Genomic DNA, 24,315 nt, shown 5'->3' with positions numbered 1-24,315 from the left:
GTGCTGCGGGCCGCGGGTGCGGCCGCCGGGGCCGGGCACGGGCGGCGACCGGGTGCGGGACGTCGCGTGCTACGCGGCGCAGGGCCGGGGGAGGAGCGGTGGGGCACACCCTCCGGTCCGGCTCCCGGCCGGGCCCGGTCCGCCACGGTGCCGGGGGCGCCGTCGTCCCGGGCCGGGCGGGGCCCGTGCCCCCGTCGCCCGCCGCGCCGCGAGGACAGCCGGCACCCGGCGGGCCGGAACCGCACCGGCACGGGAACCGCCGTGCCCGCACGCCGGGTTCGCGGGCCCGGCCCTCACCCGTACGGCACACGGGGCAGGGCACCCGGTATCCGCCCGCAGCGGCACACCGGCGACCCCGCGGCCGCCGCTGCCACGCCCGGCGCCCACCTCTTCGGCGGCGGCCCCGCGTCCGGCGCGTGCGCCCTCGGCCGCACCCGCCCGCTCCGGTCCCGTACGCGCCGCTGCCTCGGAGGTCGCGCATGAGTCTCGCCTCGCCCGGGTGGCTCGCGCTGCTCGTGCCGCTCGCCGCCCTCGTCGTCGCCTACGTCGTCATGCAGGCCCGGCGCAGCCGCTACGCCGTGCGGTTCACCAACGTCGACCTGCTCGACAAGGTCATGCCCCGCCGCCCCGGCTGGCGCCGGCACGTGCCGGCCACCGCGTTCTGCGCCATGGCCGGGCTGCTCATCGTCGGCTTCGCCCGGCCCACCGCCGAGACCGAGGTGCCGCGGGAGCGGGCGACCATCGTGGTCGCGCTGGACGTGTCCGCCTCGATGCGGGCCACCGACGTGCAGCCGTCGCGGTTCACCGCCGCGCAGGACGCCGCCCAGACGTTCGTGACCGAGCTGCCCGAGCGGTTCAACGTCGGGCTCGTCACCTTCAGCGGCACCTCCGCCGTCGCACTGCCGCCGACCACCGACCGCGAGGCCATGCGCCGTGCGCTCGACCGGCTGGACACCCGGCAGGGCACGGCGATCGGCGAGGCGGTGTTCTCCTCCGCCGAGGCGATCCGCACGCTCGACGAACAGGCCGAGCGCGAACCGCCGCCCGCGCACGTGGTGCTGCTCTCCGACGGGCAGAACACCACCGGCCGCGCCACGCCCGCCGCCGCCGAGGAGGCGGCCGCGGCCGGGATCCCGGTGTCCACGATCGCGTACGGCACCGAGGGCGGCACCATCGACCTGGCCGGCGGGCAGAGCGTGCCCGTGCCGGTCGACGCGCCCGCGCTGGAGGAACTGGCCACCGCGACCGGCGGCGCGTTCCACGAGGCCGCCTCCGGCGAGGAGTTGGAGGCCGTGTACGAGGACATCGGCAGCTCCGTCGGCTACCGCACCGAGGAGCGCGAGATCTGGCAGTGGTTCGTCGCCGCCGCGCTGATCGCCGCGCTGCTGGCCGCGGCCACGTCCCTGCTGTGGTTCTCGCGCCTACCGTGAGGAGAACGACCGTGACCCACGCCCGTCCCGGCCTCGGCGAGCCCCGCGGCCCCGCGTTCACCACCGGCGACCGCTCCGGCGCCGCCGCCCCGCGGCCCGCGGGCGGGCCCCCGCCCGCCGGGCCCGTGCCGCCGGCGTCCCCGTCCCGCGTCCCCACCCCCCACCCAACCCCGACCCCGCCCCCGGCGCCCCGCCGTGCGGCGAACCGGGCCCTGGCCGTCGCCGTCGTCGCCGCAGTCCTCGCCGGCGGCGCGGCCGGGTTCGCCGCCGGCGAGATACGCGGCCCCGGGGGCGGTGAGGAGGCGGCGGCCGGCGCACCACCGGCCGCCGCCGGGCGGAACCCGGGCGGCCTCGACAGCGTGGCCGCCCGGGTGCTGCCCAGCGTGGTGTCCGTACAGGCGGGCGAACGGCAGGGCTCCGGCTTCGTCTTCGACGACCGCGGCCGGATCCTCACCAACGCCCACGTCGTCGGCGCCGCCACCGACGCCACCGTGGTGCTGCACAGCGGGCGCCGGGTCGACGCCGAGGTGCTGGGCCGCGACACCGGCCGGGACGTGGCGGTGCTGGAGGTGACGGGCGCGTACGCCCCCCGCGCGCTGCCGATGGGCCGCTCCGCCGACCTGTCGGTCGCCGACTCGGTGCTGGCCATCGGCTCGCCGCTGGGCCTGTCCGGCACCGTCACCTCCGGCATCGTCAGCGCCGTCGACCGCGAGGTCTCCCTCGGCGGCGGCGCACAGCAGCGGGCCGTGCAGACGGACGCCTCCATCAACCCCGGCAACTCCGGCGGCCCGCTGGTCGACGCCCGGGGCCGGGTCGTCGGCATCAACACCGCCATCGCCTCGCTGGGCCGGGGCAGCGGCGGCTCGATCGGCATCGGCTTCGCCGTGCCCGTGGAGGACGCGGTCCGGGCCGCGGACTCGATCATCGACGGCGATTAGGTTCGTGTCATGCGGATACTCGTGGTCGAGGACGAAGAGGACCTGGTGGGCGCGCTCCGGGTCGGGCTGGTGCGCTCCGGGTACGCGGTCGACACCGCCGCCGACGTGGACGGCGCGCTGGAGAAGCTCGGGGTCAACGAGTACGACCTGGTGCTGCTGGACCTCACCCTGCCCGACGGCGACGGCCTCGCCGTCTGCCGGGAGATACGCGCGGCCCCCGGCGGCCCGCGGATCCTGATGCTCACCGCGCGCGACCGCCTCGCCGACCGGGTGCGCGGCCTCGACGCGGGTGCGGACGACTATCTCGTCAAGCCGTTCGCGCTGCCGGAGCTGCTGGCGCGGATACGGGCCCTGCTGCGCCGCGACGAGGGCGGCACCTCCGTCGTGGAGGTCGGCGAACTGCGGCTGGACACCGCCAGGTTCGAGGCGTACCGCGGCAGCCGCCCGCTGCGGCTGACCCCCAAGGAGTTCGGCGTGCTGCACTACCTGATGACCCGGCCCGGCCGCGTCGTCTCCGCCGAGGAACTGCTGGAGCACGTCTGGGACGAGAACGCCGACCCGTTCACCAACACCGTGCGGGTCACCGTCGGCTCGCTGCGCCGCAAGGTCACCGGCCCCGACGAGCCGCTGATCGAGACCGTCATCCGGCACGGCTACCGGCTGAAGGAGGAGACGCCGTGAGGCGGCCCCGGCTGCCGCTCCCGGCGTTCGTCCACACCATCCGCTTCCGGCTCACCGTGCTGTACTCGGTGCTGGTGTTCTGCCTGACCGCGCTGGTCCTCGGCGGCGCGTACGTCGCGGTGCAGCGCAGCGGAGACGCCCGGCCGGTCAGCAAGGAGCTGGAGGCCGAGAAGCAGATCGACGGCGTGGCGGTCGGGCGGATCGACGTCGTCAAGGCCGAGGAGGTCGAGGCCGCCGTCAACTACGAGACGCTGGGCAACCTGCGCACCTTCTCGTTCGCCGTCCTGGGCGGCGTGGCCGTCGCCAGCCTCGGCACCGGCTGGGTGCTCTCCGGCCGGGCGCTGCGCCCCGTCCGCGCCATCGCCCGCACCGCCGAGGAGATCCAGGCCGGCAGCGACCTCTCCCGCCGGATCCGGCTCGACGGCCCGCGCGACGAACTGCGCATGGTCGCCGACACCGTCGACTCGATGCTCGACCGGCTCGACGGCGCGTTCGCCGCGCAGCGCCAGCTCGTCGACGACGCCTCGCACGAGCTGCGCACCCCGCTGGCCATCATCCGGGCCAACCTCGACGCGGTGCTCTCCGTCGAGGAGTCGGAGCCGGAGGAGCGCCGGCGGGCCGTCGCCGTGGTCGACCGGGCCACGACGCGGATGACGCGGCTGGTGGAGGACCTGCTCGCCACCGCGCGGCGGTCGGCCACCGCGTTCGCCGACGCGGACGTGGACCTGGCGGCGGTGGCGGACGAGGCGTGCGAGGAGTTCGCGGCGGTGGCCGCCGAACGGGGCCTGGTGATCCGGCGCCGGCTGGACGAGGGCCTGGTGCTGATCGGCGACCCGTACGCGCTGCGCCGGGCCGTCGGCAACCTGCTCTCCAACGCGGTACGCCTCGCCCCCGCCGGCACCCGCATCACGGTCGCGGCCGGCCGCGCGGAGGGCTGGCTGTGGATCGCCGTGCAGGACGCCGGCCCCGGCATCGGCGAGGGCGAGCAGGCCCGGGTCTTCGACCGGTTCTGGCGCGGCGAGGCCGGCCAGGAGGGCCGGCCCCGGGACCGGCACGCGGGGCTGGGGCTGGCGATCGTGCGGCAGATCGTGGAGTCGCACGGCGGTCGGCCGCGGCTGTTCTCGCGGGTGGGCGCGGGCAGCACGTTCGTGCTGTGGCTGCCCGACGTGGGCGCCGCGGCGGGTGCGCGCGGCGCGGGCGGGCCGCCGGACGGACTGCCCGCGGAGATGCGCGGCGCGCAGGACGACGGGCCGGGGGAGCTGCTGGTGAAGTAGGCGCCGCGGGGCGGCGGTTCGTACGGCTCAGGCCGCGGACTTCACCTTCGTGGCGTACACGTCGACGTACTCCTGCCCGGACAGCCGCATGACCTCGCTCATCACCTCGTCGGCCACCGCCCGCAGCACGTACCGGTCGCGGTCCATGCCCTCGTAGCGGGAGAAGTCCAGCGGCTCGGCGAAGCGGACGGTGAACCGGGCGATCCGCGGCCGGCCCGCGCCGCCCGGCTGGATCTTCTCCGTGCCGACCATCGCGAACGGCACCACCGGCGCGCCGGTCATCAGCGTCAGCCGCGCCACGCCCGTACGCGCCCGGTACAGCCGGCCGTCGGGAGAGCGGGTGCCCTCGGGGTAGATGGCGAAGACCCGGCCCTCCTCCAGGATCCGGCGCCCGGTCATCAGCGCCGCGACGCCGCCGCGGCCACCGTCCCGGTCCACCGGGATCATCCCGACCGAGGTGAAGAACCACGCCATCAGCCGGCCCTTGAGGCCCTTGCCCGTGACGTACTCGTCCTTGCCGATGAAGAACACCGGCCGCTTGACGACCAGGCCGAGGAACATCGAGTCCACGAACGTGAGGTGGTTGCCGGCGAGGACGACCGGGCCCGTGCCGGGAATGTGCTCGTGGCCCTCCACCCGGGGGCGGTACAGGACACGCATGAGCAAGCCGAGGAACGCCTTGATCAGAATGCGGAACAACGAAGGATCCTCCGGTCGGGACGGTGACGCCTGCGACCATACTCGCCTGTCCGCGCGGTTCCCACCCCGGCTTCCACCGGCCGGGACGCACTGTTGCCGCCGATTTCACGAGCACGCCGCCGCAGGTCTCCCGCGCCCCTGCCGGTGCCCCCTAACATCGGGCCGTCTTTTGTCGAGGCGCCGGCACGGCGCGGGTACGACGGAGAGGTAGCTGACATGAGCGACGGCGGTACGGAGCGGCAGCAGCCCGGCAGACGGGCGGTGCTCGGCGCGGCGGCGCTGGGCGGTGCGGTGGCCGCGGTGGGCCTGCCGGGTACGGCGCGGGCCGCGGGCGGGCCCGGCGGCAACGGCGGTTCCGGAGCGGGCGGGAGGCTGCCGAACCCGGCGGTGATCGCGCACCGCGGGGCCAGCGGCTACCGGCCCGAGCACACCCTCGGCGCGTACCAGTTCGCCCTCGACATGGGCGCCGACGTGATCGAGCAGGACCTCGTGCCGACCAAGGACGGCCACCTCGTCTGCCGGCACGAGAACGAGATCGGCGGCACCACCGACGTCGCGGACCACCCCGAGTTCGCCGACCGTGAGACCACCAAGACGGTCGACGGCGCGCAGATCACCGGCTGGTTCACCGAGGACTTCACCCTCGCCGAGCTGAAGACGCTGCGGGCCACCGAGCGCATCCCGGCCGTACGGCAGCGCAACACGCTCTACGACGGCCGCTGGGAGGTGCCCACCTTCGAAGAGGTGCTGCAGTGGGCGGAGCGGCAGCGGCGCGGCACCGGCCGGCCGGTGTGGCTGCACGTCGAGACCAAGCACCCCACGTACTTCCGCTCCCTCGGCCTGGAGCTGGAGAAGCCGCTGGCGCGGCTGGTGCGCCGCTACGGCCGGGACAAGCGCAACTCGCCGATCTTCCTCCAGTCGTTCGAGCCCACCAGCGTCGAGCGGCTCGCCGGGCTCGTCGACTCGCCGGGCGTCGTGCTCCTCGGCGGGGCGTCCTCGCGGCCGTGGGACTTCGTCGAGGCGGGCGACCCGCGCACCGTCGCCGACCTGGTCACGCCCGGGGGCCTGGAGTGGATCGCGGGCTTCGCCGAGGGCCTCGGCCCGACGCTCGACCTGATCATCCCGAAGGACTCCACCGGCAGGCTCAAGGAGCCCACCACGCTCGTCCGCGACGCGCACGCCGCCGGGCTGGTGCTGCACCCGTACACGATGCGCAACGAGAACACCTTCCTGCCGGCGGACTTCCGCAAGGGCACGGACACGACGCACTACGGCGACGCCTTCGGCGCGTTCCAGGTCTACTTCGAGACGGGCATCGACGGCATCTTCACCGACAACCCCGACACCGGGCTGCTCGCCCGGGACGCCTTCCTCGCGCAGGGCTGACCCGCGGGGGCCGCCGGCAACCGGCGGCCCTCGTCCGCCCGTTGCCCCCGGGCGCGGTCCCCGCGGCGGCGCCCGGCGGGCGCGGCGGCGTCGCGTACCCGGACATCCCAGGCGAGTTGGCAATATCACAGGGATGGCTCGCCCTCGTCCGTAGCCACGGCACGACCGCGCCGCGCAGAATGCTCACGGCGGAGGTTGCGACGGGTGAAGTGCGGGGAAACACGCGGTAGGCCGCAGGTTCGTGCGGCCTGTCTACTGGGTGCACAGAGGAGGCGGGCGCGGCATGGGCAAGAGTGTGACGATTACGCCGGCGACGAACGACGACGCCGAGCAAGTCCTGAAACTCCAGTACCTCTGCTACCAGGCCGAGGCCGCGCTGTACGGGGACTACCGCATACCCCCGCTCACCGAGACCCTCGACGAGCTGCGCGCGGAGTTCGACCGCGGCGCCGCCGTCGTCGCCCGCCTCGGTGACGAGGTCGTCGGCGCCGTCCGCGGCACGGTCGAGGTGAACGGCACCGCCGTCATCGGCCGGCTCATCGTGCACCCCCGGATGCAGGGCCACGGCCTGGGTGCCCGGCTGCTGCTCGCCATGGAGATCCGGCTCGCCGAGGGCGGCGAGCCCGTCCAGCGATTCCAGCTCTTCACCGGGCACCGCAGCGAGGCGAACCTGCGGCTGTACCGGCGGCTGGGCTACGAGCCGGTGGGCACCGAGAAGGTCAGCCCGCGGCTGAGCCTGGTCACTCTGGAGAAGGCTCCGCAGGGCGCGCCTGCGACGACTGTCTCCTCAGCCACCACAGCCCGATGACCGGCAGGATCACGGGCAGGAAGAGGTAGCCGCGGCCGTAGTCGGACCACACGGTCTGGTCCGGGAACTCGGAGGGCTGGACCTCCGTCCAGGTGCCGATCGCCAGCACGCCGATCAGTTCGGCGGTGATGCACACCAGCGCGAGCCGCCGCGCCGTCTCGCCCCCGCGCGCGAGCGCGACGGTGATGAAGACGTAGACGACGGCGGCCAGTGCGGAGAGTACGTACGCGAGCGGTGCCTCGTCGAACTGCGTGCTGAGCTGGTAGACCGCCCGCGACGTGGCGCCGACCGCGAAGACCCCGTACAGCGTGAGGATCAGCCGTCCGGGCCCGCTGGACAGGCCGGCGTGCCCGCGCTCGCACGGCTCCCCGGCCGGGGTCTGCCGCTCAGCCACCGGTGCCCGCCCAGATGTCGTGCAGCCGCACCTGGAGGACGGCCAGGACGAAAGCCCCGACGGCCACCGTCGCCGAGCCCCAGCGGCTGCGCTCCGACAGCGACAGCACGCCGGTGGCGGGTACGGCGAACGCCGCGGCGAGCAGATAGGAGACGAAGACCGCCGTGCCCTCGTCCGCCTTCTCGCCGCGGCCGAGCTGCACCAGGCCGACGACGACCTGGGCCAGCGCGAGGACGGTCACCACGGCCATGCCGGCGAAGTGCCAGTCCTTCGTGGGCTGATCCTTGACGGCGGCGTACCCGCACCAGGCCGCGAGGGCGAGCGCGGCCACCGCGACCGCGATCGTCAAGGGGAGGAACATGACTCGACCCTACTGCGTCGTCCGGCGCCCCCTGATCCGGGTCCCGGCAGGGTGCGTACGCTTCCGGCCTCGCCCCCGCGACCGTGGCGTTGACCACAGCGCCCACCCCTCCCTGGCCCCTCGGACACCCCGCCCGTCGCCGTATCCGCGCAGGTCACAGCGGTGTACGTGGACAGTGCGGGTGGTCCGTCCACGGCTGTCCGCAATGCGGACAACTGTCCCGGCCCGCGGCGGCCATCTGTTTTACTGGCCCGCATGACCACGACGAGCAGCCGCACCTGTGCGACCGAGGCGAGCAACATGACGCCCGGTGCTCGTTGTATGTGTCGAATGCACCGCTGAGGGCCCCCGCCACGAGACTCGCGCCCCGAAGCGAGTCCGCGGGACCGCTCCGCCGCCGTGCCCCGCACGGCCGTGCCCGGAGCCGAGCCCGCGTGGCCCGAGGCCGCGCCGCGCCCCCGTGCGCGCCGCCGCCCGGAGCCACCCCCGACACCCGAGCAGCGCGCCCCGCCGTGGGCGCGCCGTGCCCGCCCGCGCCCGCGGCCGGGCACCCGAGAGCGATGGAACCCACGTGATCACAGTCAAGGACCTGAGGAAGGTCTACCGCTCCCGCGGCCGCGAGACCGCCGCGCTCGACGGCGTCGACCTGCGCGTCCGCGAGGGCGAGGTCTTCGGCGTCGTCGGCCGCAGCGGCGCCGGCAAGTCGACCCTCATCCGCTGCATCAACCTCCTGGAGCGCCCCGACTCCGGCACCGTCACGGTCGCGGGCCAGGACCTCACGGCCCTCACCGGCCGCGAGCTGCGCGCCGCCCGTACCCGTATCGGCATGATCTTCCAGCACTTCAACCTGCTGAGCGCCCGCACCGTGCAGGACAACGTCGAACTGCCGCTGGAGATCCTGGGCCTGTCCGGCCAGGAGCGCGCCCGCAAGGCGCTCGAACTCCTCGACCTCGTCGGCCTCGCCGACCGCGCCAGGGCCTACCCCGCGCAGTTGTCCGGCGGCCAGAAGCAGCGCGTCGGCATCGCCCGCGCGCTCGCCGGCGATCCGAAGGTGCTCCTCTCCGACGAGGCCACCTCCGCGCTCGACCCCGAGACCACCCGCTCCGTCCTGGAGCTGCTGCGCGAACTCAACCGCGAACTCGGCCTGACCGTCCTGCTCATCACCCACGAGATGGACGTCGTCAAGGCCGTCTGCGACTCCGCCGCCCTGATGCGCGCCGGCCGCATCACCGAGTCCGGGACCCTCGACGAGCTGCTGGCCACCCCGGGCTCCGAGATCGCCGCCCAGCTCTTCCCCGTCGGCGGCGAGGCGTACGGCACCAAGAGCACCATCGTCGACATCACCTTCCACGGCGACACCGCGAGCCGCCCGGTGATCTCCCACCTGTCCCGCACCTACAACCTCGACGTGTCGATCCTCGGCGCCGCCATGGACACCGTCGGCGGCCGGCAGGTGGGCCGGATGCGCATCGAGCTGCCGGGCCCGTACGAGGAGAACGTCGTCCCCCTGGGCTTCCTGCGCGAGCAGGGCCTGCAGATCGACCCGGTCGGCGTCGACGCCGCCGACCTGCCCGCCCTGGAGAGTGCCAAGTGAGCTGGACCGAGATACGCCCCGAGCTGCTGACCGGCCTCTGGGAGACGCTGGCCATGGTCGGCTGGGCGGCGCTCGTCGCCGTCGTCGTCGGCACCCCGCTGGGCGTGCTGCTGGTCCTCACCGACCGCGGCCGGCCGCTGCAGAACGTCCTCGTCAACCGGGTCATCGGACTCGTCGTGAACGTCGGCCGCTCGCTGCCGTTCATCATCCTGCTGCTGGCGCTGACCGCGTTCACCCGCGCCCTGGTCGGCACGTCCATCGGCCTCAAGGGCGCCATCGTGCCCCTGGCGATCAGCGCCGTCCCGTTCTTCGCCCGGCTGGTCGAGACCGCGGTCCGGGAGGTCGACGCCGGTCTCGCCGAGGCCGTGCAGTCGATGGGCGGCAGCACCTGGACCGTGGTCGTCAAGGCGCTCCTGCCGCAGGCGCTGCCGTCCCTGGTCGCGGGCCTGACCACCACCGTCATCGCCCTCGTCGGCTACTCCGCCATGGCCGGCGCCGTCGGCGGCGGCGGCCTCGGCGACGTCGCCATCCGCTACGGCTACCAGCGCTACGAGGGCGACGTCATGCTCGTCACCGTCGTGCTGCTCGTCGTCCTCGTCAACGTCGTCCAGCTCATCGGCGACTTCTTCGTCCGCAGCCTCAGCGACCGCAGCACCCGCAGCGCCGCCTACCTGCGCATCTCCCGGCCCGCGCGGGCCGGGGTCACCGCGGTCGCCGGCGTCGCGCTCGTCGGCTCGCTCACCGTGGGCACCGTCAACCTCACCTCCGAAGGCGGCGACGGCGGCGCGAACACCGTCACCGTGGCCGCGACGCCCGCGCCGCACGGCGAGATCCTGACCTTCGTCAAGGACAACCTCGCCGCGGACGCCGGGATCGACCTGCGCATCCGCGAGTTCACCGACTACGTCAAGCCCAACGAGGCCGTCGCCAACGGCGAGGTCGACGCCAACTTCTTCCAGCACACCCCGTTCCTGGACGACTACAATGACAAGAACGGCACCGACATCGTCCCGACCGTCGGCGTGCTGGTCGAACCGCTCGGCCTCTACTCCGACGAGGCCGACGACGTCTCGGGCCTCGGCAGCGGCGACACCGTCGCCGTACCGAACGACACCACCAACATGGGCCGCGCCCTCCATCTCCTCGACGCCGAAGGTCTCGTCGAGCTGAAGGACGGCACCGGTCTCAACGCCACCCTCGGCGACATCGCCGACGACCGCGGCCTGGACATCCGGGAGCTCGAAGCGGCCCAGACCCCGCGGGCGCTCCAGGACGTCGACGCCGCCGTCATCAACGGCAACTACGCCATCGACTCCGGCCTCGACCCGCGCTCCGACGCCATCGCGCTGGAGCAGGCCGAGGGCAACCCGTACGTCAACATCCTCGCCGTCCAGGCGGACGACGCGGACGACCCGGAGATCGAGAAGCTCGGCGAGCTGCTCAACTCCCCGGAGACCAAGGCGTTCATGGAGAAGGAGTTCCCCTCCTCCGTGCCGGTGTTCGGTCCCGTGGGCTGAGCCGTGGCACATCCGCCGCCGGATGCTGCATGCTGTCCGAGTCAGCTCGTCATCGGTCCACGCACTCGGAGAAGCGCATGTCATCCACCTTCCCGGACGTCTCCCTCAGCACGGACCGGCTGGTGCTCCGCCCGTTCGACGAGGAGGACGTGCCGGCGCTGACGGAGATGATGAACGACGAGGCCGTCACCGCGTGGACGCAGGCGCCGCACCCGTACACCAGGGACGACGCCTACGACTGGGTGACGCGCGTAGCCCCGGCCGAGCGCACCGGCGGCCGGGGCATCGTCTTCGCGGTCTCGGAGTTCCTCACCCAGCGGCTCGTCGGCGTGGTCCATCTCAGACGGACCGACTGGCGCACGCTGGCCGCGGAGGTCTCGTACGTCGTCGCGCCCTGGGCGCGCGGCGAGGGGTACGCCGCGGAGTCGGTGCTCGTCGTCGCGCGCTGGCTCTTCGACGTGCAGAAATTCGAGCGCATGGAGCTGCGCACGGCCGCGGACAACACCGCCGCGCAGCAGGTCGCGCAGAAGCTCGGCGGCATCAGCGAGGGCGTCCTGCGCAACGCCTGGATAGCGCGCACCCGCACCGAGGACGGCGGCTGGACGGACATCCGCACCGACCTGATCGTCTGGAGCCTGCTGCCGGAGGACCTGGACGCGGACGGCGGGAGTAGTGTGCTCTGACGCTCCCTTACCTCCGGCGCGCCCTCGCACGCGGGGCACGTACGCTACACGCGTGCCCGCCGCAGGGCGGAGCGGGCGCCGGCGGGCCGGCGCACCCCGCAGTCGACGACCAGGAGAAGAGTGAGCGATGGCGGACCGGGTCACCGTGATCGGGTGGGACGGTTCACCGCTGACCGAGGCGGCGCGCGGCGCGCTCGGCGCGGCCAGTCTCGTGGCCGGGGCGGCACACCACCTCGCCCTGCGCGAAGTGCCGCCGGGCGCCGAGCGGATCCGGCTGGGCAGCGTGGGCCTCGCGGCCCGCAGGATCGCCCGGCACCGGGGCACGGCGGTGGTCATCGCCGACGGCGACCCGGGCTTCTTCGGTGTCGTACGCACCCTGCGCGCCCCTGAACACGGCCTGGAGGTCGAGGTGCTGCCGGCGGTCTCGTCCGTCGCCGCCGCCTTCGCCCGCGCCGGGATGCCGTGGGACGACGCGCAGGTCGTCGTCGCGCACGAGCGCAATCTGCGCCGGGCCGTGAACGTCTGCCGGGCGCACCCCAAGGTCGCCGTCCTCACCTCGCCGGGCGCCGGCCCCGCCGAACTCGCCCTGCTGCTGCGGGACGTCCACCGGACGTTCGTCATCTGCGAGGAGCTGGGCGGGGGACAGGAGCGTGTGACGGTGCTCACGTCCGACAAGGTGGCCGAGTACGTGTGGCGGGACCCGAACGTCACGCTGGTGATCGGCGGGGGCATCGGGGCGGGCGCCGGGGCCACGGGGCCGGGGGGCACCGCCGCGCCCGCGGCCGGCGGCTGGCTCGCCGGCCACGACGCGGGCTACCCGCCCGCGGTGCGCGGCTGGAGCCTGCCCGCCGCGGAGTACGGCGCCGCACCCGACGAGGGCGAGGCGCCGCAGCTCCGCGCCGTCCAACTCGCCCGGCTCGGGCCCCGGCAGGGCGACCTGGTGTGGGACATCGGCGCCGGCAGCGGCGCGGCGGCGGTCGAGGCCGCCCGCTTCGGTGCCGCGGTCATCGCCGTCGACCGCGACCCCGACGCCTGCGCCCGCGCCGCCGCCGCGGCCCGCCGCTTCGGGGTGCTGCTGCAGACCGTCCACGGCACCGCCCCCGGCGTCCTCAACGACCTGCCGGAGCCGGACGTCGTCCGGGTCGGGGGAGGGGGCGCGGCGGTCGTCGCGGAGTGCGCGGCCCGGCGGCCGGAGCGGATCGTCGCCCACGCCCGTACCCGGGACGGCGCGGAGGAGGTCGTACGGGCCCTCACGGACGCCGGATACGCCGTGGAGTGCTCGCTGCTGCAGTCCGTCGAACTCGACCCGCAGGCCCCCGCGGACGCGGATTCCGGCGCCGGGTGGCGGGAGCGGGAGCGCACGGTGGTGTTCCTGATCGCGGGGAGCCGCGCGGGCTGAGCCGCGGAGTGCGCCACGGGGTGCGCGCGGTGCGTACGTCGCGCTCCGGGCGCGCGGGAGGCGTGCGCCGGGTGCTCCCCGCGGTGCACCGGATGGCACCGGCGGGGCGCGACCCCAGCCGGACTCGCGTGCGGATTACGGGTAGGCTGGCCGACTGTTGTGCCGTGACCACGGGGGTACCTCCCACGCCCTCAGGGCGTAGGGGGAGTTCGGGCAGCGTGGCCGAATGCCGGTAATGTCCGGGGGTCTTGTCGTAGTTGTCGGGAACGTAAACCCTGCGGGTGGTCGTGCCGCCGGACGGGGTGTGCTCGTTCTAGCCATGGGCGGCCGGTCTGTCCCGCGGGGGGCTGCTGCCGGACGAACGGTCGGAGAAGGAGCTGGAACGATGGGCGAGGGGTACGGACGCATGACTGACACCGGCAAGCTCCCGGAAGGGCACCAGCCGGGGCCGGACGACGCCGCCGGAGGCCACCACCCCGCCCCCGCCGCGACTGCCGAGGCCGCTCCGGCGGCCGGGGGCGCGGCGGACGACGACGACTTCCTGTTCCTGCCGGGCGCGCAGGGCGCCTGGACGGACCCCAGGGTCCCGGCCCCCGCCGGTGCGCACAGCACGCCCACGGCGGGCGGCACGGAGCCGGCCACGGGCGCGCAGCGGCGTCCGCTGCACATGGGCCCGCCGGTGCCGGAGCCGGCCGGGGGAGTGGTGCGTTCACTCGCGGACCGGGGTCCGGCGAGCGGTTCCGTGGACACCCGCGAGGCGGTGGCCGCCGCGGACGCGGCGAACGCGGCGGGTAACGCGGGCGGTACGGGCGCCGGTTCACCGGCGCAGGGCGCGGGCGAGACGCCGCCGCCGGAGGGTGCCGCGGCGGCGGACGCCGGGCAGGCCGCACCCGCGGCCGCCGACTCCGCGCAGACCGAACAGACCGCAGCCGCGGGCTCCGGGCAGGGTGCGCCTGCCGGAACCGCAGAGGCATCGGGTGCCGTGACGGACCAGGGGGCTTCGGCGTCCGGCGGCGCGGGCCGGGAGACGGCCGCGGGTGGGGAGCCGGCCGTCGGCCCGGCGGCCGAGTCCGGCCGGAGCGCGCCGGGCGGGCTCGCCCCCGACCGGGGTGCGGCCACGCCGGGGCAGTCGGTGCCGGCCGCGGCGGGCTCCGTACCGCCGCAGGCGGCGGGGGCCGGCGGGCAGGCTCCGCAGCCACCGGTGCGTACGCCGGGGCCGCCGACGGTCGGCCCGGAGTACCTGGACGTCACCCAGGTCGGCCCAACTCACCTGCCGGGGCCGCAACTCGGCGAGATCCCGCCCGCCCCTGCGGGCTGGACGGCGGTGTCGCACCCGGCGAACGGTGAGACGGTCGCCCAGGCTCAGCCGCGGGAGGTCGCCGGGGACGCCCCGGCCGCCGGCTCGGCGGCGGCCCCCGCCCAGGACGGCGCCACGGTGGCGGCCCCGGTCGGCGCGACGCCCGCGCAGCCCGCGCCGGCTGCGAACGGCGAACAGGCCGCGGCGGCGCAGACCGCACAGGCACCCGCACCGGCTCCGGTGGACGCGGCGCAGGCCGCCGTCCGCAGGGCGGCGGCCTCGGCGGGCGCGTCGCTGGGGCGCGGAATCTCCACCAACGGCGCTGTCGCGGCGCCCTCCGACGGCCGGAACGCCGCCGGAGAGCCGCAGCCCGCGGACGCGACCCACGTGCAGCAGTCCGTCGACGGCACGGCGGCGCAGCCCGCGGCTGCGGCTGCCGCCGCTGCGCAGGCGAACCAGGTGGCCCCGGGCGGACAGCCCGGTTCGGCGACGGCCGGGGGCGACCCGCAGACCGAAAGCGGTGGGCCCGCGGACGGCGCCGCCCCGAACGCCGCCCAGACGCCGGGCGGTCACACCGCGGAGGTGTCCGCACCGCACGCCACCCCCGCGGGGGCGAGCGAGCCGGAGGGCACCGCCGGAGAGAACGGCCGACCGGCCGCCGCCGTGTCGAGCGCTCCGGAAGGAGCAGCCGCGGCCCAGGCACCGGACGGTCACTCCGCGAACCGGTCCGCGCCGCACGCTGTGCCCGACAGCCGCCCCGCCGTTGCCGTATCGGGCGGTCCTGAGAACTTCGACGCGGGCCAGGCGCAGGGTGCCCAACCCGCGAACGGGACCGTGCCGCACGCCGTCCCCGCCGGCCGGTCCACCAGCGGTGCCGCGACGCAGCCCGTCGCTGCCGTAACGGGCGGGCCCGAAGGGGCCGTCGAGGGCCGTACGCCGGCTCAGCACCCCGTGAACGGGACCGCGCAGCAGGCCGACGGCAACTCCCCGGCCCCGACCGGCGGTCAGGACGACTCCGCCGCCGGGGACCGGCCCGCCGACGGGGTGGCTCTCCACGCCGCGCCCGGCAGCGACACCGCGGCCCAGGCCGCGGAGAGCGGCGCGGTCCGTACCGCCGAGCAGGCGACCGAGGACCGGACGGCCGCCGCCGCGCAGGCGAACGGGCAGACCGCAGGCAACTCCGCTGCCCGGCACGGCCGTCAGGGGGACGCCGCGCAGCAAGCGGACGGGGCCGTGCGCCATGCCGTGACCAACGGGCAGCCCGTCAACGGTGCCAAGACACGGGCGGCGAACGGCCAGGCGGTGTCCGGTGGACAGCCCGCCGTACCCGCCGCGCGGGCGGCGAGCGACGAAGCCGCTCCCGCCGGCGCCGTGCACGCCGCTGCCGGTGGGCGGCGCGGCGTTTCGCTGGGTGTCCAGAACGGCGCCCAGGCCACCGCCTCCGGCACCGCGGGGGAAGCCGCGGCCGACTCGTCGCCCGAGGCCCGGCCCGCGGGTGACGGCGCGCAGCGCGCCGGTGCCCCCGTGACGCAGATCCGCGGCCGGCGGCGGCGCGGCACCGCCGTGAGCGCACCGGTCGCCGCCGCCACTCCCGCCGGCGACGCGCAGGAAGCCCCGGACCCCGCGACGGCGCCCGGCGCCTCCGTACCGGCGCAGGCCGCCCCGCCCTCCGCCCTCGTAGACGACGCGCCGGCCACCCCGGCTTCCGCCGCCGGCGAGTCCGTACCCGAGTCCGGCGCCCCCGCGACGGGCGGCCACGCGGCCGCCGCACCGGTCCCCGCCGCCGCACCGGTCCCCGCCGACGCACCGGTCCCCGCCGCCGCGCCGGGCGACACCCCGGCGCCGGACGCCCCCGCCGCTGCCGCCTCCGCACCCGCGGCCGACGCGCCCGCCCCTCCCGCGGACGGGCCCGCCGCCCCCGGCTTCGCCGACGCCGAGCGGGCCGCCGTGCACCGCGTCATGCGCGAACGCCGCGACATCCGCAACGGCTTCCGCTCCGACCCCGTCCCCCACGAGGTGCTGCTCCGCGTCCTGGAGGCCGCCCACACCGCCCCCAGCGTCGGCCACTCCCAGCCCTGGGACTTCGTCGTCATCCGCTCCGAGGAGACCCGGCACCGGATGCACGAGCTGGCCGCCCGCCAGCGCGAGGCGTACGCGAAGAGCCTGCCCAAGGGCCGCGCGAAGCAGTTCAAGGAGCTGAAGGTCGAGGCGATCCGGGACACCCCGGTGAACATCGTCGTCACCGCCGACCCCACCCGCGGCGGCCGGCACACCCTCGGCCGGCACACCCAGCCGCAGATGGCCCCGTACTCCTCCGCGCTCGCCGTCGAGAACCTCTGGCTCGCCGCCCGCGCCGAGGGCCTCGGCGTCGGCTGGGTCAGCTTCTTCGACGAGCGTGAGCTGGTCCGCGAGCTGGACCTGCCGGAGCACCTGGACGTCGTCGCGTACCTCTGCATCGGCTACGTCGACGAGTTCCCCGACGAGCCGGAGCTGGTGCAGGCCGGCTGGTCCAAGCGCCGCCCGCTGTCCTGGGTCGTCCACGAGGAGAGCTACGGCCGCCGCGCGCTGCCCGGCGCGGACCCGCACGACCTGCTCGCCGAGACGCTGGAGGGCATCCGCCCGCTGGACGCCAAGGCGCTCGGCGAGGCGTGGGAGCGGCAGAAGCGGATGACGAAGCCGGCCGGTTCGCTCGGCATGCTGGAGATCATCTCGGCGCAGCTCTGCGGCCTGTCCCGGAAGTGCCCGCCGCCGGTGCCGGAGCCCGCGGCCGTCGCGGTCTTCGCCGGCGACCACGGCGTGCACGCGCAGGGCGTCACGCCCTGGCCGCAGGAGGTCACCGGCCAGATGGTCGCCAACTTCCTCGGCGGCGGCGCCGTCTGCAACGCCTTCGCCGCCCAGGTCGGCGCCGAGGTGTGCGTCGTGGACGCCGGGGTGGCGGCGGAACTGCCCGCCACATCGGGCCTCGTGCCGCGGAAGGTGCGCAAGGGGACCGCGGACATGACCGTGGGCCCCGCGATGACCCGCGAGGAGGCGCTGCGGGCCGTCGAGGTCGGCATCGAGACCGCCCGCGACCTGGTGGCGGCGGGCAACAAGGCGCTGCTGACCGGCGAGATGGGCATCGCGAACACGACCGCGTCCGCCGCGATCATCGCCGTCTTCACCGACTCCGAGCCCGCCGAGGTGACCGGCCGCGGCACCGGCATCGACGACGAGACGTACGACCGCAAGGTCGAGGCCGTCCGCCGCGCCATCGAGGTCAACCGCCCCGACCCGTCCGACCCGATCGGCGTGCTGGCCGCGGTCGGCGGGCTGGAGCACGCCGCGCTCGTCGGCTACATCCTCGCCGGCTCCTCGCTGCGCACCCCCGTCGTCCTGGACGGGGTGAGCGCGGGCGCAGCGGCCCTGGTCGCCCGCGCGGTGGCGCCGGAGGCGCTGGCGGCGTGCATCGCGGGCCACCGCAGCCCGGAGCCGGGGCACGCGGCGGCGCTGACGAAGCTGGGGCTGCGCCCGCTGATCGACCTCGACCTGCGTCTCGGCGAGGGCACCGGCGCGCTGCTGGCGCTGCCGCTGGTGCAGAGCGCGGCGCGGGCGATGCACGAGGTGGCGACGTTCGACGCGGCGGGTGTGACGGAGAAGGGCTGAGTCCGGCGCGGCGGGGCGTCCGCGCAGGCCATAGGCTTGGCTTCGCGGGCCCGCCCGCCGCGTCCGCCCCGACCGCAGTCCGCGACGAACCGCCGCTCCAGCGCCGCAGCGGCCGGCACACCGTACGAGGAGCCGCTCCGCCATGTCCCGTCCCCCCGCCCACCGCGCCCCCGGTTCCGACGCCTACCCCGTCGGGCTCCGTCTCGCGGGCCGGCGCGTCGTCGTCCTCGGCGGCGGCCAGGTCGCCCAGCGCCGGCTGCCGGCGCTGCTCGCCGCCGGCGCCCTGGTCACGCTCGTCTCGCCGTCCGCCACCCCTTCCGTGGAGGCGATGGCCGACGCCGGGGAACTGACGTGGGAGCGGCGGCGGTACGCGGACGGGGATCTGGCGGGCGCCTGGTACGCGGTCGTGGCCACCCGCGACCCCGAGGCCAACGCCGCCGCCTCCGCCGAGGCCGAGCGCCGCCGCGTCTGGTGCGTACGCAGCGACGACGCCTCCGCCGCCACCGCCTGGACCCCGGCCACCGGCCGCAGCGAGGGCGTCACCGTCGCCGTGCTCACCGGTAGCGACCCGCGCCGCTCCGCCGCCGTCCGCGACGCCGTCGTGGAGGGCCTGCGCGACGGCACCCTCAGCGCCCCGCACCACCGCACCCGGGCCCCCGGCGTCGCGCTCGTCGGCGGCGGCCCCGGCGACCCCGACCTCATCACCGTCCGCGGCCGCCGGCTGCTCGCCGAGGCCGACGTCGTCATCGCCGACCGCCTCGGCCCCCGCGACCTCCTCGACGAACTGCCGCCGCACGTCCAGGTGATCGACGCCGCCAAGATCCCCTACGGCCGGGCCATGGCCCAGCAGGCCATCAACGACGCGCTGATCAGGTACGCGATGGCCGGCAAGGCCGTCGTCCGGCTCAAGGGCGGCGACCCGTTCGTCTTCGGCCGCGGCATGGAGGAGGCGGAGGCGCTGGCGCAGGCGGGCGTGGCGTGCACGGTGGTGCCGGGCGTCACCAGCGCGATCAGCGTCCCCGCGGCGGCCGGCATCCCGGTCACGCACCGCGGGGTGGCGCACGAGTTCACCGTCGTCAGCGGCCACGTCGCGCCCGACGACGAGCGTTCGCTCGTGGACTGGCCGGCGCTCGCCCGGCTGCGCGGCACGCTGGTGCTGCTGATGGCCGTGGAGCGGATCGGCGCCATCGCACAGACGCTGGTACGCGAGGGGCGCGATCCGGCGACGCCGGTGGCGATCGTGCAGGAGGGCACGACGGCGGCGCAGCGGCGGGTGGACGCCACGCTCGCCACGGCCGCGGCGGCGGTGGAGCGCGAAGGAGTGCGGCCGCCGGCGGTGATCGTCGTCGGCGAGGTGGCGGCCAGGTCGCTCGGCTGACGGGGGCGGGCGGCGCGGGGCGACGCACGTCACGTACCCCGGCGTCGGAATCCGGCCCGCGGCACGGCAGGATCGTCGTGTGGCAGAACTCCTCACCGTCGACGACCCCGCCGACCCGCGCCTGTCCGACTACGCCGGCCTCACCGACGTCGAGCTGCGCCGCCGCCGCGAGCCGGCGGAGGGGCTGTTCATCGCCGAGGGCGAGAAGGTCGTCAGGCGCGCCATCGAGACCGGCTACGAGACGCGCTCCATGATGCTCTCCGCCAAGTGGGTCGACGCGATGCGGGACGTCATCGACGCGCTGCCCGCCCCGGTGTACGTCGTCGATCCCGAGCTGGCCGAGCAGGTCACCGGCTACCACGTGCACCGCGGGGCGCTCGCCGCCATGCGCCGCAAGCCGCTGCCCGGCGCCGCCGCGCTGCTGGCGCGCGCCCGCCGCGTCGCGGTGCTGGAGACCGTCAACGACCACACCAACGTCGGCGCCGTCTTCCGCAGCGCCGCCGCCCTCGGCATGGACGCCGTGCTGCTCTCGCCGGACTGCGCGGACCCGCTGTACCGGCGGTCGGTGAAGGTCTCCATGGGCGCCGTCTTCCACGTCCCGTACGCGCGGCTGACCACCTGGCCGCACGACCTGGAGACAGTCCGCGAGGCGGGCTTCACCCTCGTCGCCCTCACCCCGGACCCGCGGGCGGTGCCGATCACCGAGGCGGCGCCGCAGCGGCTGCCGCGGGTCGCGCTGATGCTGGGCACGGAGGGCGCGGGGCTGTCGGCGCGGGCCCTGCGGACGGCGGATCAGCGGGTGCGCATCCCGATGTCGAACGGCGTCGACTCGCTCAACGTCGGCGCCGCCGCGGCGGTCGCGTTCTACGCCGTGGCGACGGCCCCGGCCGAGGACTGAACCCGGCCCGGGCCCGGTCCGTAAGGCGTGGCCGAAAACCGCCGCAGCGCCGCCGCGGGCGCGGCGGACCACCACGAAGCGGCGCGCCCCGAGTGATCCGCCGGTTGTACTAGAGCGGGCCCTGGCAGCCCTGAGCCGCCGCGATGCCGAGCGCGACCAGCAGGGTCACCGTCACGAAGACGATCAGCCGCTGCCGCATCAGACGCGCCCGGTCAGGCACGGGCCGGCGCTGCGGCGCGGGCTTGCGCGGCGCCGACGCGGCGCCCTCGCGCGGACCGTTCCGCGCCCCCTGCGTACGCTGCTCCGCCGGCCGCCCGCGCTCCGCGCCCTGCCGGTGCCGCTCCGGCGCCGGTGCCTGCTTGCGCGGCGCACCGCCGCCGCCCGTGCGCTGTCCCCCCCGCTGCGCGGGTCCCGGCCGCTGCGGCGCACCCGGCCGCCCCGCGCCGTGCGGCCCCGGGCGCTGCGCGGCGCCCGTCCCGGGACCAGGCCGGCCCGCGCCCGTCGCCCGCGGCGCCGGCGGCCGGTGCGCGGCCGTCGGGCCCGGAGCCGCACGCTCCGCGGCGGTCCTGCGCGGCGGGGCGGCCTCCGGGCCCGCGCCGTGCGCCTCGCGGGCCGCGATCTCCTTCAGCCGCAGCGACAACTGCAGCGTCGACGGCCGGTCGTCCGGCGTCTTGGCCAGACACGTGCGCAGCAGTGGCGCCAGCGCGTCCGGTACCCCGTCGAGCAGCGGTTCCTCGTGCACCACGCGGTAGAGCATCACCTCGGAACTGCCCTGCCCGAACGGCGAGTCGCCCGCTGCCGCGTACGCGAGCGTGGCGCCCAGCGAGAACACGTCGCTCGCCGGCATCACCGGCTGCCCCCGCACCTGCTCGGGCGCCAGGAACCCGGGCGAGCCGACCGCCGTGCCGACGTGCGTCAGCGTGGAGGCGCCGGTCGCCCAGGCGATGCCGAAGTCGATGATCCGCGGGCCCTTGGGGGAGAGCAGGATGTTCGACGGCTTCAGGTCGCGGTGCACCACGCCCGCCTCGTGCACGGCGACCAGGCCCTCCGCGAGCGCCGCGCCGATCGCCGCGACCCGCGCGGCCACGAGCGGCCCCTCGTCGCCGACCTTGTCGTGCAGGGAGGGCCCCGGTACGTACTGCGTGGCGAACCACGGCCGGTCCGCGTCCAGATCGGCCGCCACCAGCCGCGCCGTACAGCCGCCGCGGATCCGCCGGGCGGCGGAGACCTCGCGGGCGAACCGCGAGCGGAACTCCTGATCCTCCGCCAGATCCGGCCGGATCACCTTGAGCGCGACCCGCTGGCCGCGCCGGTCAGAGCCCAGGTAGACGACGCCCATGCCGCCCGCGCCGAGCCGCCGGTGGATCCGGAACGAGCCGACGACACGCGGATCCTCACGCCGGAGCCGCATCATCGCCATGCCGTAACCATCCCCGCTGCCCGGTCTGTCTGCCGTGCACAGCTTACGGACTTGACCGCCGCTCGCGCGGGCAGGGCGCCGTGCGGCGGGCCGAATTGTCAGTCCCAGGTGGGATCCTGGAGGTATGGCCGGGCCCAAGTGCGGCCCCGAGGAAGGGGGATGCGGGACAGGTGAAAGGCGATCGAGTGGAGATAGTCGTGGACGCGGGGGACACGACGCGGGCATACCAGGTGGTGGCCTCGCGCGCCGGCCGGAGGGTCGAGACGTCGGTGCGCCGGGGCGTGGTCGAGGTGAGCGAGGTGACGCGCAGCGGCTCGGTGGTGCGCACGGCGCGGTTCATGGCCACCAGGGTGCTCGCCCTGGTGGAGCATCCCGTGCCGCGCACGGACGGCGAGGCCCCTCTCGGGGAAGACCCTGGCACGTAGTACGCGGTCTCCACCCATGGGAGTAGCGACTTCGCGCCGCAGTCATCCTCCGGGAGGCCAGGCAATCGATACGCGGGCATGACGACCCGTGCCGATCATTTCCCTAATGTTGTCGTCAAGCGGCGGGCGCAGCACTCGTCCCCCGAGGTCGGACGCCCGCCGCCCCAACACAGGAGTGGAAGCCATGGAGAGAACAGCGGAGCACACCGCACGGCCCAAGGCCGTCGCCGGGGCGCTCGCCGCGTTCGGCGCACAGCCGTCGGAGCGCAGGCACCCGCTGGTCGCCCTCGCGATGGTGCTGCCCCTGGCGATCGTGCTCACCGTCGTCTTCGGCGGGTGGGAAGCGGTCATCACACATGCGTCGTCCGTGGCCGGAATGATGGGGCACTAGCCCCGTCAGGCCCGGGAGAGCGGCCCGGGCCGGGGACAGCCGGCTCAGCCCCGTGGGGACGGGGGTGCGGCGGACGGACGTGTACGCCCGGGCGTCTGGGGAGACGCCCGGGCTACGCGTTTTCCGGGCCGGGTTCCGTCACGTTCTCGCAGGCCGTGGCGGTACGGGCCTAGGATGAACCCGTGCGCGCAGGCCTGGTCGACCGGCTGGCGGAGCTGAGCCGGGGGGCCGGCGAGCCCGCGGTGATCGTCGACCGCCCGGACGTCACCGTCGTACGCAGCGGCGGCACCGTACTCAAGGCCCACGCCCCGCGGCTGGACCCCGCCGCCCTCGCCACCCGGCTGCGGGTGGCCGCGCACCCGCTGCTCGCGGGCATCCTGCTGGCGCCGCTCGGCGAGCTGAGCCCCGTCGAGGGCCGGCACGTGAGCCGCTGGCCGTACGGGGCCCCGGTGGCGCCGGACGCCCCCGAGGCGGCGCCGTGGCGGGAGGCGGGGCACCTGACGGCCCGGCTGCACGCGGTGCCGGTGGACCGGCTGCCGGGCCCGCTGCCGCCGATGGCGGGTCCGGCGAACGCGGCCCGTGCCGTGGCGGCCCTGCGCGCGACCCTCACCGCCCCCGCCCCGCGTATCCCCGCGGACCCCGTCCCGGCGCCGGGACGTGCCCGCGCGAGCGCCCCGGCCGCGCCGGCGCCGCCCCACGCTCCCACGCCCGCACCGCAGCGCCTCACCGCACCCGAGCGCGTCCCCGCACCGAACGGCACCCTCGCACCGGACCCTGCTTCCGCCGGCCCCGGCCCCGCGGCGGACCGTACCGCCGCCGCGCTCGTCCTGCGGGCCTGGGAGCGGCTGCCCGCCTGGGCCCGGGACGACGAGCCCCGCGCGCAGCCCCGCTCGCTCCTCTGCCACGGCGACCTCCACCTCGGCCAACTCGTGCGCCATCCCGCCCTCGACGGCCCCTGGCACCTCATCGACGTCGACGACCTCGGCCTCGGCGAGCCCGCCTGGGACCTCGCCCGCCCCGCCGCCGGCTACGCCACCGGCCTCATCCCCGCCGCCGACTGGGCCGCCTTCCTCGGCGGCTACCGCGCCGGCCGCGGCCCCGCCGTGGCCCCCGGCGACGACCTCTGGCCGCCCGAGGTCGACGTGCCGGCCCGTACCCTCACCGTCCAGCTCGCCGCCCGCGCCCTCGTCGACGCCGCGACGGGCGTACGGCCCCTGGACGACACCGACCACGACCTGCTCGCCGCCTGCGCGCGTATCGCCGCGATGGGAGACGGGACGGGGCCGGGCGGCGCACCGTAGGCTGTGCAGCCATGGCCGCCGTCCGTCATCCGTGGCGGCGGGAGAGTTGAGGAGTTGAGGGCGACCATGCAGTGTCCCAAGTGCCGTGCGCCGATGCAGACGTACAACCGCAACGGCGTGCAGATCGAGCAGTGCAGCGGGTGCCGGGGGATCTTTCTGGACTACGGCGAGCTGGAGACCCTGAGCCGACTCGAGTCCCAGTGGGCACAGCAGGCCCCGCCGCCCCCGCCGCCGCCCGCCCAGGGCGGCTACCCGCAGCAGGCCCCGGGCTGGGGCGGTGGCCACCACGGCGGCGGCCACGGTCACTACGGCCACCGCAAGGGCGGCTTCTCCCGCATGCTGTTCTCGTCCTGACCCACGGTCGGACAGCGGTCGTGGGGGGGGGGGGCGGGGGGGGGG

General features: G+C 75.9%; 21 protein-coding genes and 1 pseudogene. 18 read left to right on the top strand and 4 right to left on the bottom strand.

All coding sequences use genetic code 11. The features are described 5' to 3' along the window. Positions 1-479 precede the first annotated feature (479 nt). The 4 genes from ABGA99_RS24990 to ABGA99_RS24975 are packed head-to-tail and all read left to right on the top strand — an operon-like array spanning position 480 to position 4,323. Entirely contained in the window at positions 480-1,430 is a 951-nt protein-coding gene (locus ABGA99_RS24990) for a VWA domain-containing protein (protein ID WP_347583463.1), read from the top strand. An 11-nt stretch (positions 1,431-1,441) separates the two neighbouring features. After that, on the top strand, positions 1,442-2,368 hold the full coding sequence (locus tag ABGA99_RS24985; RefSeq protein WP_347583462.1) for a trypsin-like peptidase domain-containing protein: 927 nt from the start codon (positions 1,442-1,444) through the stop codon (positions 2,366-2,368). Between the two features lie 9 nt (positions 2,369-2,377). Beyond that, entirely contained in the window at positions 2,378-3,049 is a 672-nt protein-coding gene (locus ABGA99_RS24980; RefSeq protein WP_347575748.1) for a response regulator transcription factor, read from the top strand. Beyond that, positions 3,046-4,323, top strand: a complete 1,278-nt coding sequence (locus ABGA99_RS24975) for a HAMP domain-containing sensor histidine kinase (RefSeq protein ID WP_347583461.1) — start codon at positions 3,046-3,048, stop codon at positions 4,321-4,323. The genes ABGA99_RS24980 and ABGA99_RS24975 overlap by 4 nt, the downstream gene beginning before the upstream one ends. 27 nt (positions 4,324-4,350) lie before the next feature. On the opposite strand, the gene ABGA99_RS24970 is transcribed toward ABGA99_RS24975, so the two are convergent. Further along, the gene (locus ABGA99_RS24970) at positions 4,351-5,022 is read right to left on the bottom strand and encodes a lysophospholipid acyltransferase family protein (RefSeq protein ID WP_347583460.1); all 672 of its coding nucleotides are present in this window, start codon (positions 5,020-5,022) and stop codon (positions 4,351-4,353) included. Positions 5,023-5,238: 216 nt separating this feature from the next. Here ABGA99_RS24970 and ABGA99_RS24965 point away from each other — a divergent pair, with 216 nt between their 5' ends. Both ABGA99_RS24965 and ABGA99_RS24960 read left to right on the top strand, forming a co-directional pair. Further along, the gene (locus ABGA99_RS24965) at positions 5,239-6,408 is read left to right on the top strand and encodes a glycerophosphodiester phosphodiesterase (protein ID WP_347583459.1); all 1,170 of its coding nucleotides are present in this window, start codon (positions 5,239-5,241) and stop codon (positions 6,406-6,408) included. Positions 6,409-6,691: 283 nt separating this feature from the next. After that, positions 6,692-7,216: a GNAT family N-acetyltransferase gene (locus tag ABGA99_RS24960; RefSeq protein WP_347575751.1), complete on the top strand. Its 525-nt coding sequence runs from the start codon at positions 6,692-6,694 to the stop codon at positions 7,214-7,216. Here ABGA99_RS24960 and ABGA99_RS24955 read toward each other — a convergent pair. Beyond that, a complete protein-coding gene (locus tag ABGA99_RS24955; RefSeq protein ID WP_347575752.1) occupies positions 7,149-7,610 on the bottom strand; it encodes a hypothetical protein in 462 nt (153 codons plus the stop codon). The two genes, ABGA99_RS24960 and ABGA99_RS24955, sit on opposite strands and share 68 nt — an antisense overlap. Next, a complete protein-coding gene (locus ABGA99_RS24950; RefSeq protein WP_347575753.1) occupies positions 7,603-7,971 on the bottom strand; it encodes a hypothetical protein in 369 nt (122 codons plus the stop codon). The genes ABGA99_RS24955 and ABGA99_RS24950 overlap by 8 nt, the downstream gene beginning before the upstream one ends. A gap of 571 nt (positions 7,972-8,542) precedes the next feature. Between ABGA99_RS24950 and ABGA99_RS24945 the strand changes: the two genes are divergently transcribed. From ABGA99_RS24945 to ABGA99_RS24910, 8 genes and pseudogenes are all read left to right on the top strand, one after another. After that, positions 8,543-9,565, top strand: a complete 1,023-nt coding sequence (locus ABGA99_RS24945) for an ATP-binding cassette domain-containing protein (protein ID WP_347575754.1) — start codon at positions 8,543-8,545, stop codon at positions 9,563-9,565. Then, positions 9,562-10,206, top strand: a pseudogene (locus ABGA99_RS24940) (methionine ABC transporter permease); the annotation flags it as partial. The gene ABGA99_RS24945 and the pseudogene ABGA99_RS24940, both read left to right, overlap by 4 nt. A gap of 102 nt (positions 10,207-10,308) precedes the next feature. Beyond that, positions 10,309-11,082 (top strand): MetQ/NlpA family ABC transporter substrate-binding protein, encoded by a 774-nt coding sequence (locus ABGA99_RS24935; protein WP_347583496.1) that lies wholly within the window; start codon positions 10,309-10,311, stop codon positions 11,080-11,082. Positions 11,083-11,159: 77 nt separating this feature from the next. Beyond that, on the top strand, positions 11,160-11,765 hold the full coding sequence (locus ABGA99_RS24930; protein ID WP_347575755.1) for a GNAT family N-acetyltransferase: 606 nt from the start codon (positions 11,160-11,162) through the stop codon (positions 11,763-11,765). A 127-nt stretch (positions 11,766-11,892) separates the two neighbouring features. Next, on the top strand, positions 11,893-13,164 hold the full coding sequence (gene cbiE / locus ABGA99_RS24925; RefSeq protein ID WP_347575756.1) for a precorrin-6y C5,15-methyltransferase (decarboxylating) subunit CbiE: 1,272 nt from the start codon (positions 11,893-11,895) through the stop codon (positions 13,162-13,164). 406 nt (positions 13,165-13,570) lie between these two features. Further along, a complete protein-coding gene (cobT, locus tag ABGA99_RS24920; protein ID WP_347583458.1) occupies positions 13,571-18,103 on the top strand; it encodes a nicotinate-nucleotide--dimethylbenzimidazole phosphoribosyltransferase in 4,533 nt (1,510 codons plus the stop codon). 142 nt (positions 18,104-18,245) lie between these two features. Then, the gene (gene cobA / locus ABGA99_RS24915) at positions 18,246-19,481 is read left to right on the top strand and encodes a uroporphyrinogen-III C-methyltransferase (protein WP_347575758.1); all 1,236 of its coding nucleotides are present in this window, start codon (positions 18,246-18,248) and stop codon (positions 19,479-19,481) included. Between the two features lie 79 nt (positions 19,482-19,560). Next, on the top strand, positions 19,561-20,379 hold the full coding sequence (locus tag ABGA99_RS24910; RefSeq protein ID WP_347575759.1) for an RNA methyltransferase: 819 nt from the start codon (positions 19,561-19,563) through the stop codon (positions 20,377-20,379). Between the two features lie 109 nt (positions 20,380-20,488). Here ABGA99_RS24910 and ABGA99_RS24905 read toward each other — a convergent pair whose 3' ends face one another. After that, positions 20,489-21,799, bottom strand: coding sequence for a protein kinase (locus ABGA99_RS24905; protein ID WP_347583457.1), 1,311 nt, complete (start codon positions 21,797-21,799; stop codon positions 20,489-20,491). 170 nt (positions 21,800-21,969) lie between these two features. Between ABGA99_RS24905 and ABGA99_RS24900 the strand changes: the two genes are divergently transcribed. The 4 genes from ABGA99_RS24900 to ABGA99_RS24885 all read left to right on the top strand — a co-directional run bounded on the left by ABGA99_RS24900 (position 21,970) and on the right by ABGA99_RS24885 (position 24,270). Then, entirely contained in the window at positions 21,970-22,224 is a 255-nt protein-coding gene (locus tag ABGA99_RS24900) for a hypothetical protein (RefSeq protein ID WP_347583456.1), read from the top strand. A 184-nt stretch (positions 22,225-22,408) separates the two neighbouring features. Further along, complete coding sequence (locus ABGA99_RS24895; RefSeq protein ID WP_347575762.1) at positions 22,409-22,615, top strand: hypothetical protein; 207 nt, start codon at positions 22,409-22,411, stop codon at positions 22,613-22,615. A gap of 182 nt (positions 22,616-22,797) precedes the next feature. Further along, positions 22,798-23,916 carry a hypothetical protein gene (locus tag ABGA99_RS24890; protein WP_347583455.1) on the top strand — a complete coding sequence of 373 codons (1,119 nt, stop codon included), beginning with the start codon at positions 22,798-22,800 and terminating at the stop codon, positions 23,914-23,916. Between the two features lie 66 nt (positions 23,917-23,982). Next, positions 23,983-24,270: a zf-TFIIB domain-containing protein gene (locus ABGA99_RS24885; RefSeq protein ID WP_347575764.1), complete on the top strand. Its 288-nt coding sequence runs from the start codon at positions 23,983-23,985 to the stop codon at positions 24,268-24,270. The last annotated feature ends 45 nt before the right edge of the window (positions 24,271-24,315 follow it).

The organism is Streptomyces sp. B5E4 (assembly GCF_039871555.1).
Classification (GTDB): Bacteria; Actinomycetota; Actinomycetes; order Streptomycetales; family Streptomycetaceae; genus Streptomyces.
This window is presented reverse-complemented; position numbering and strand designations above follow the sequence as displayed.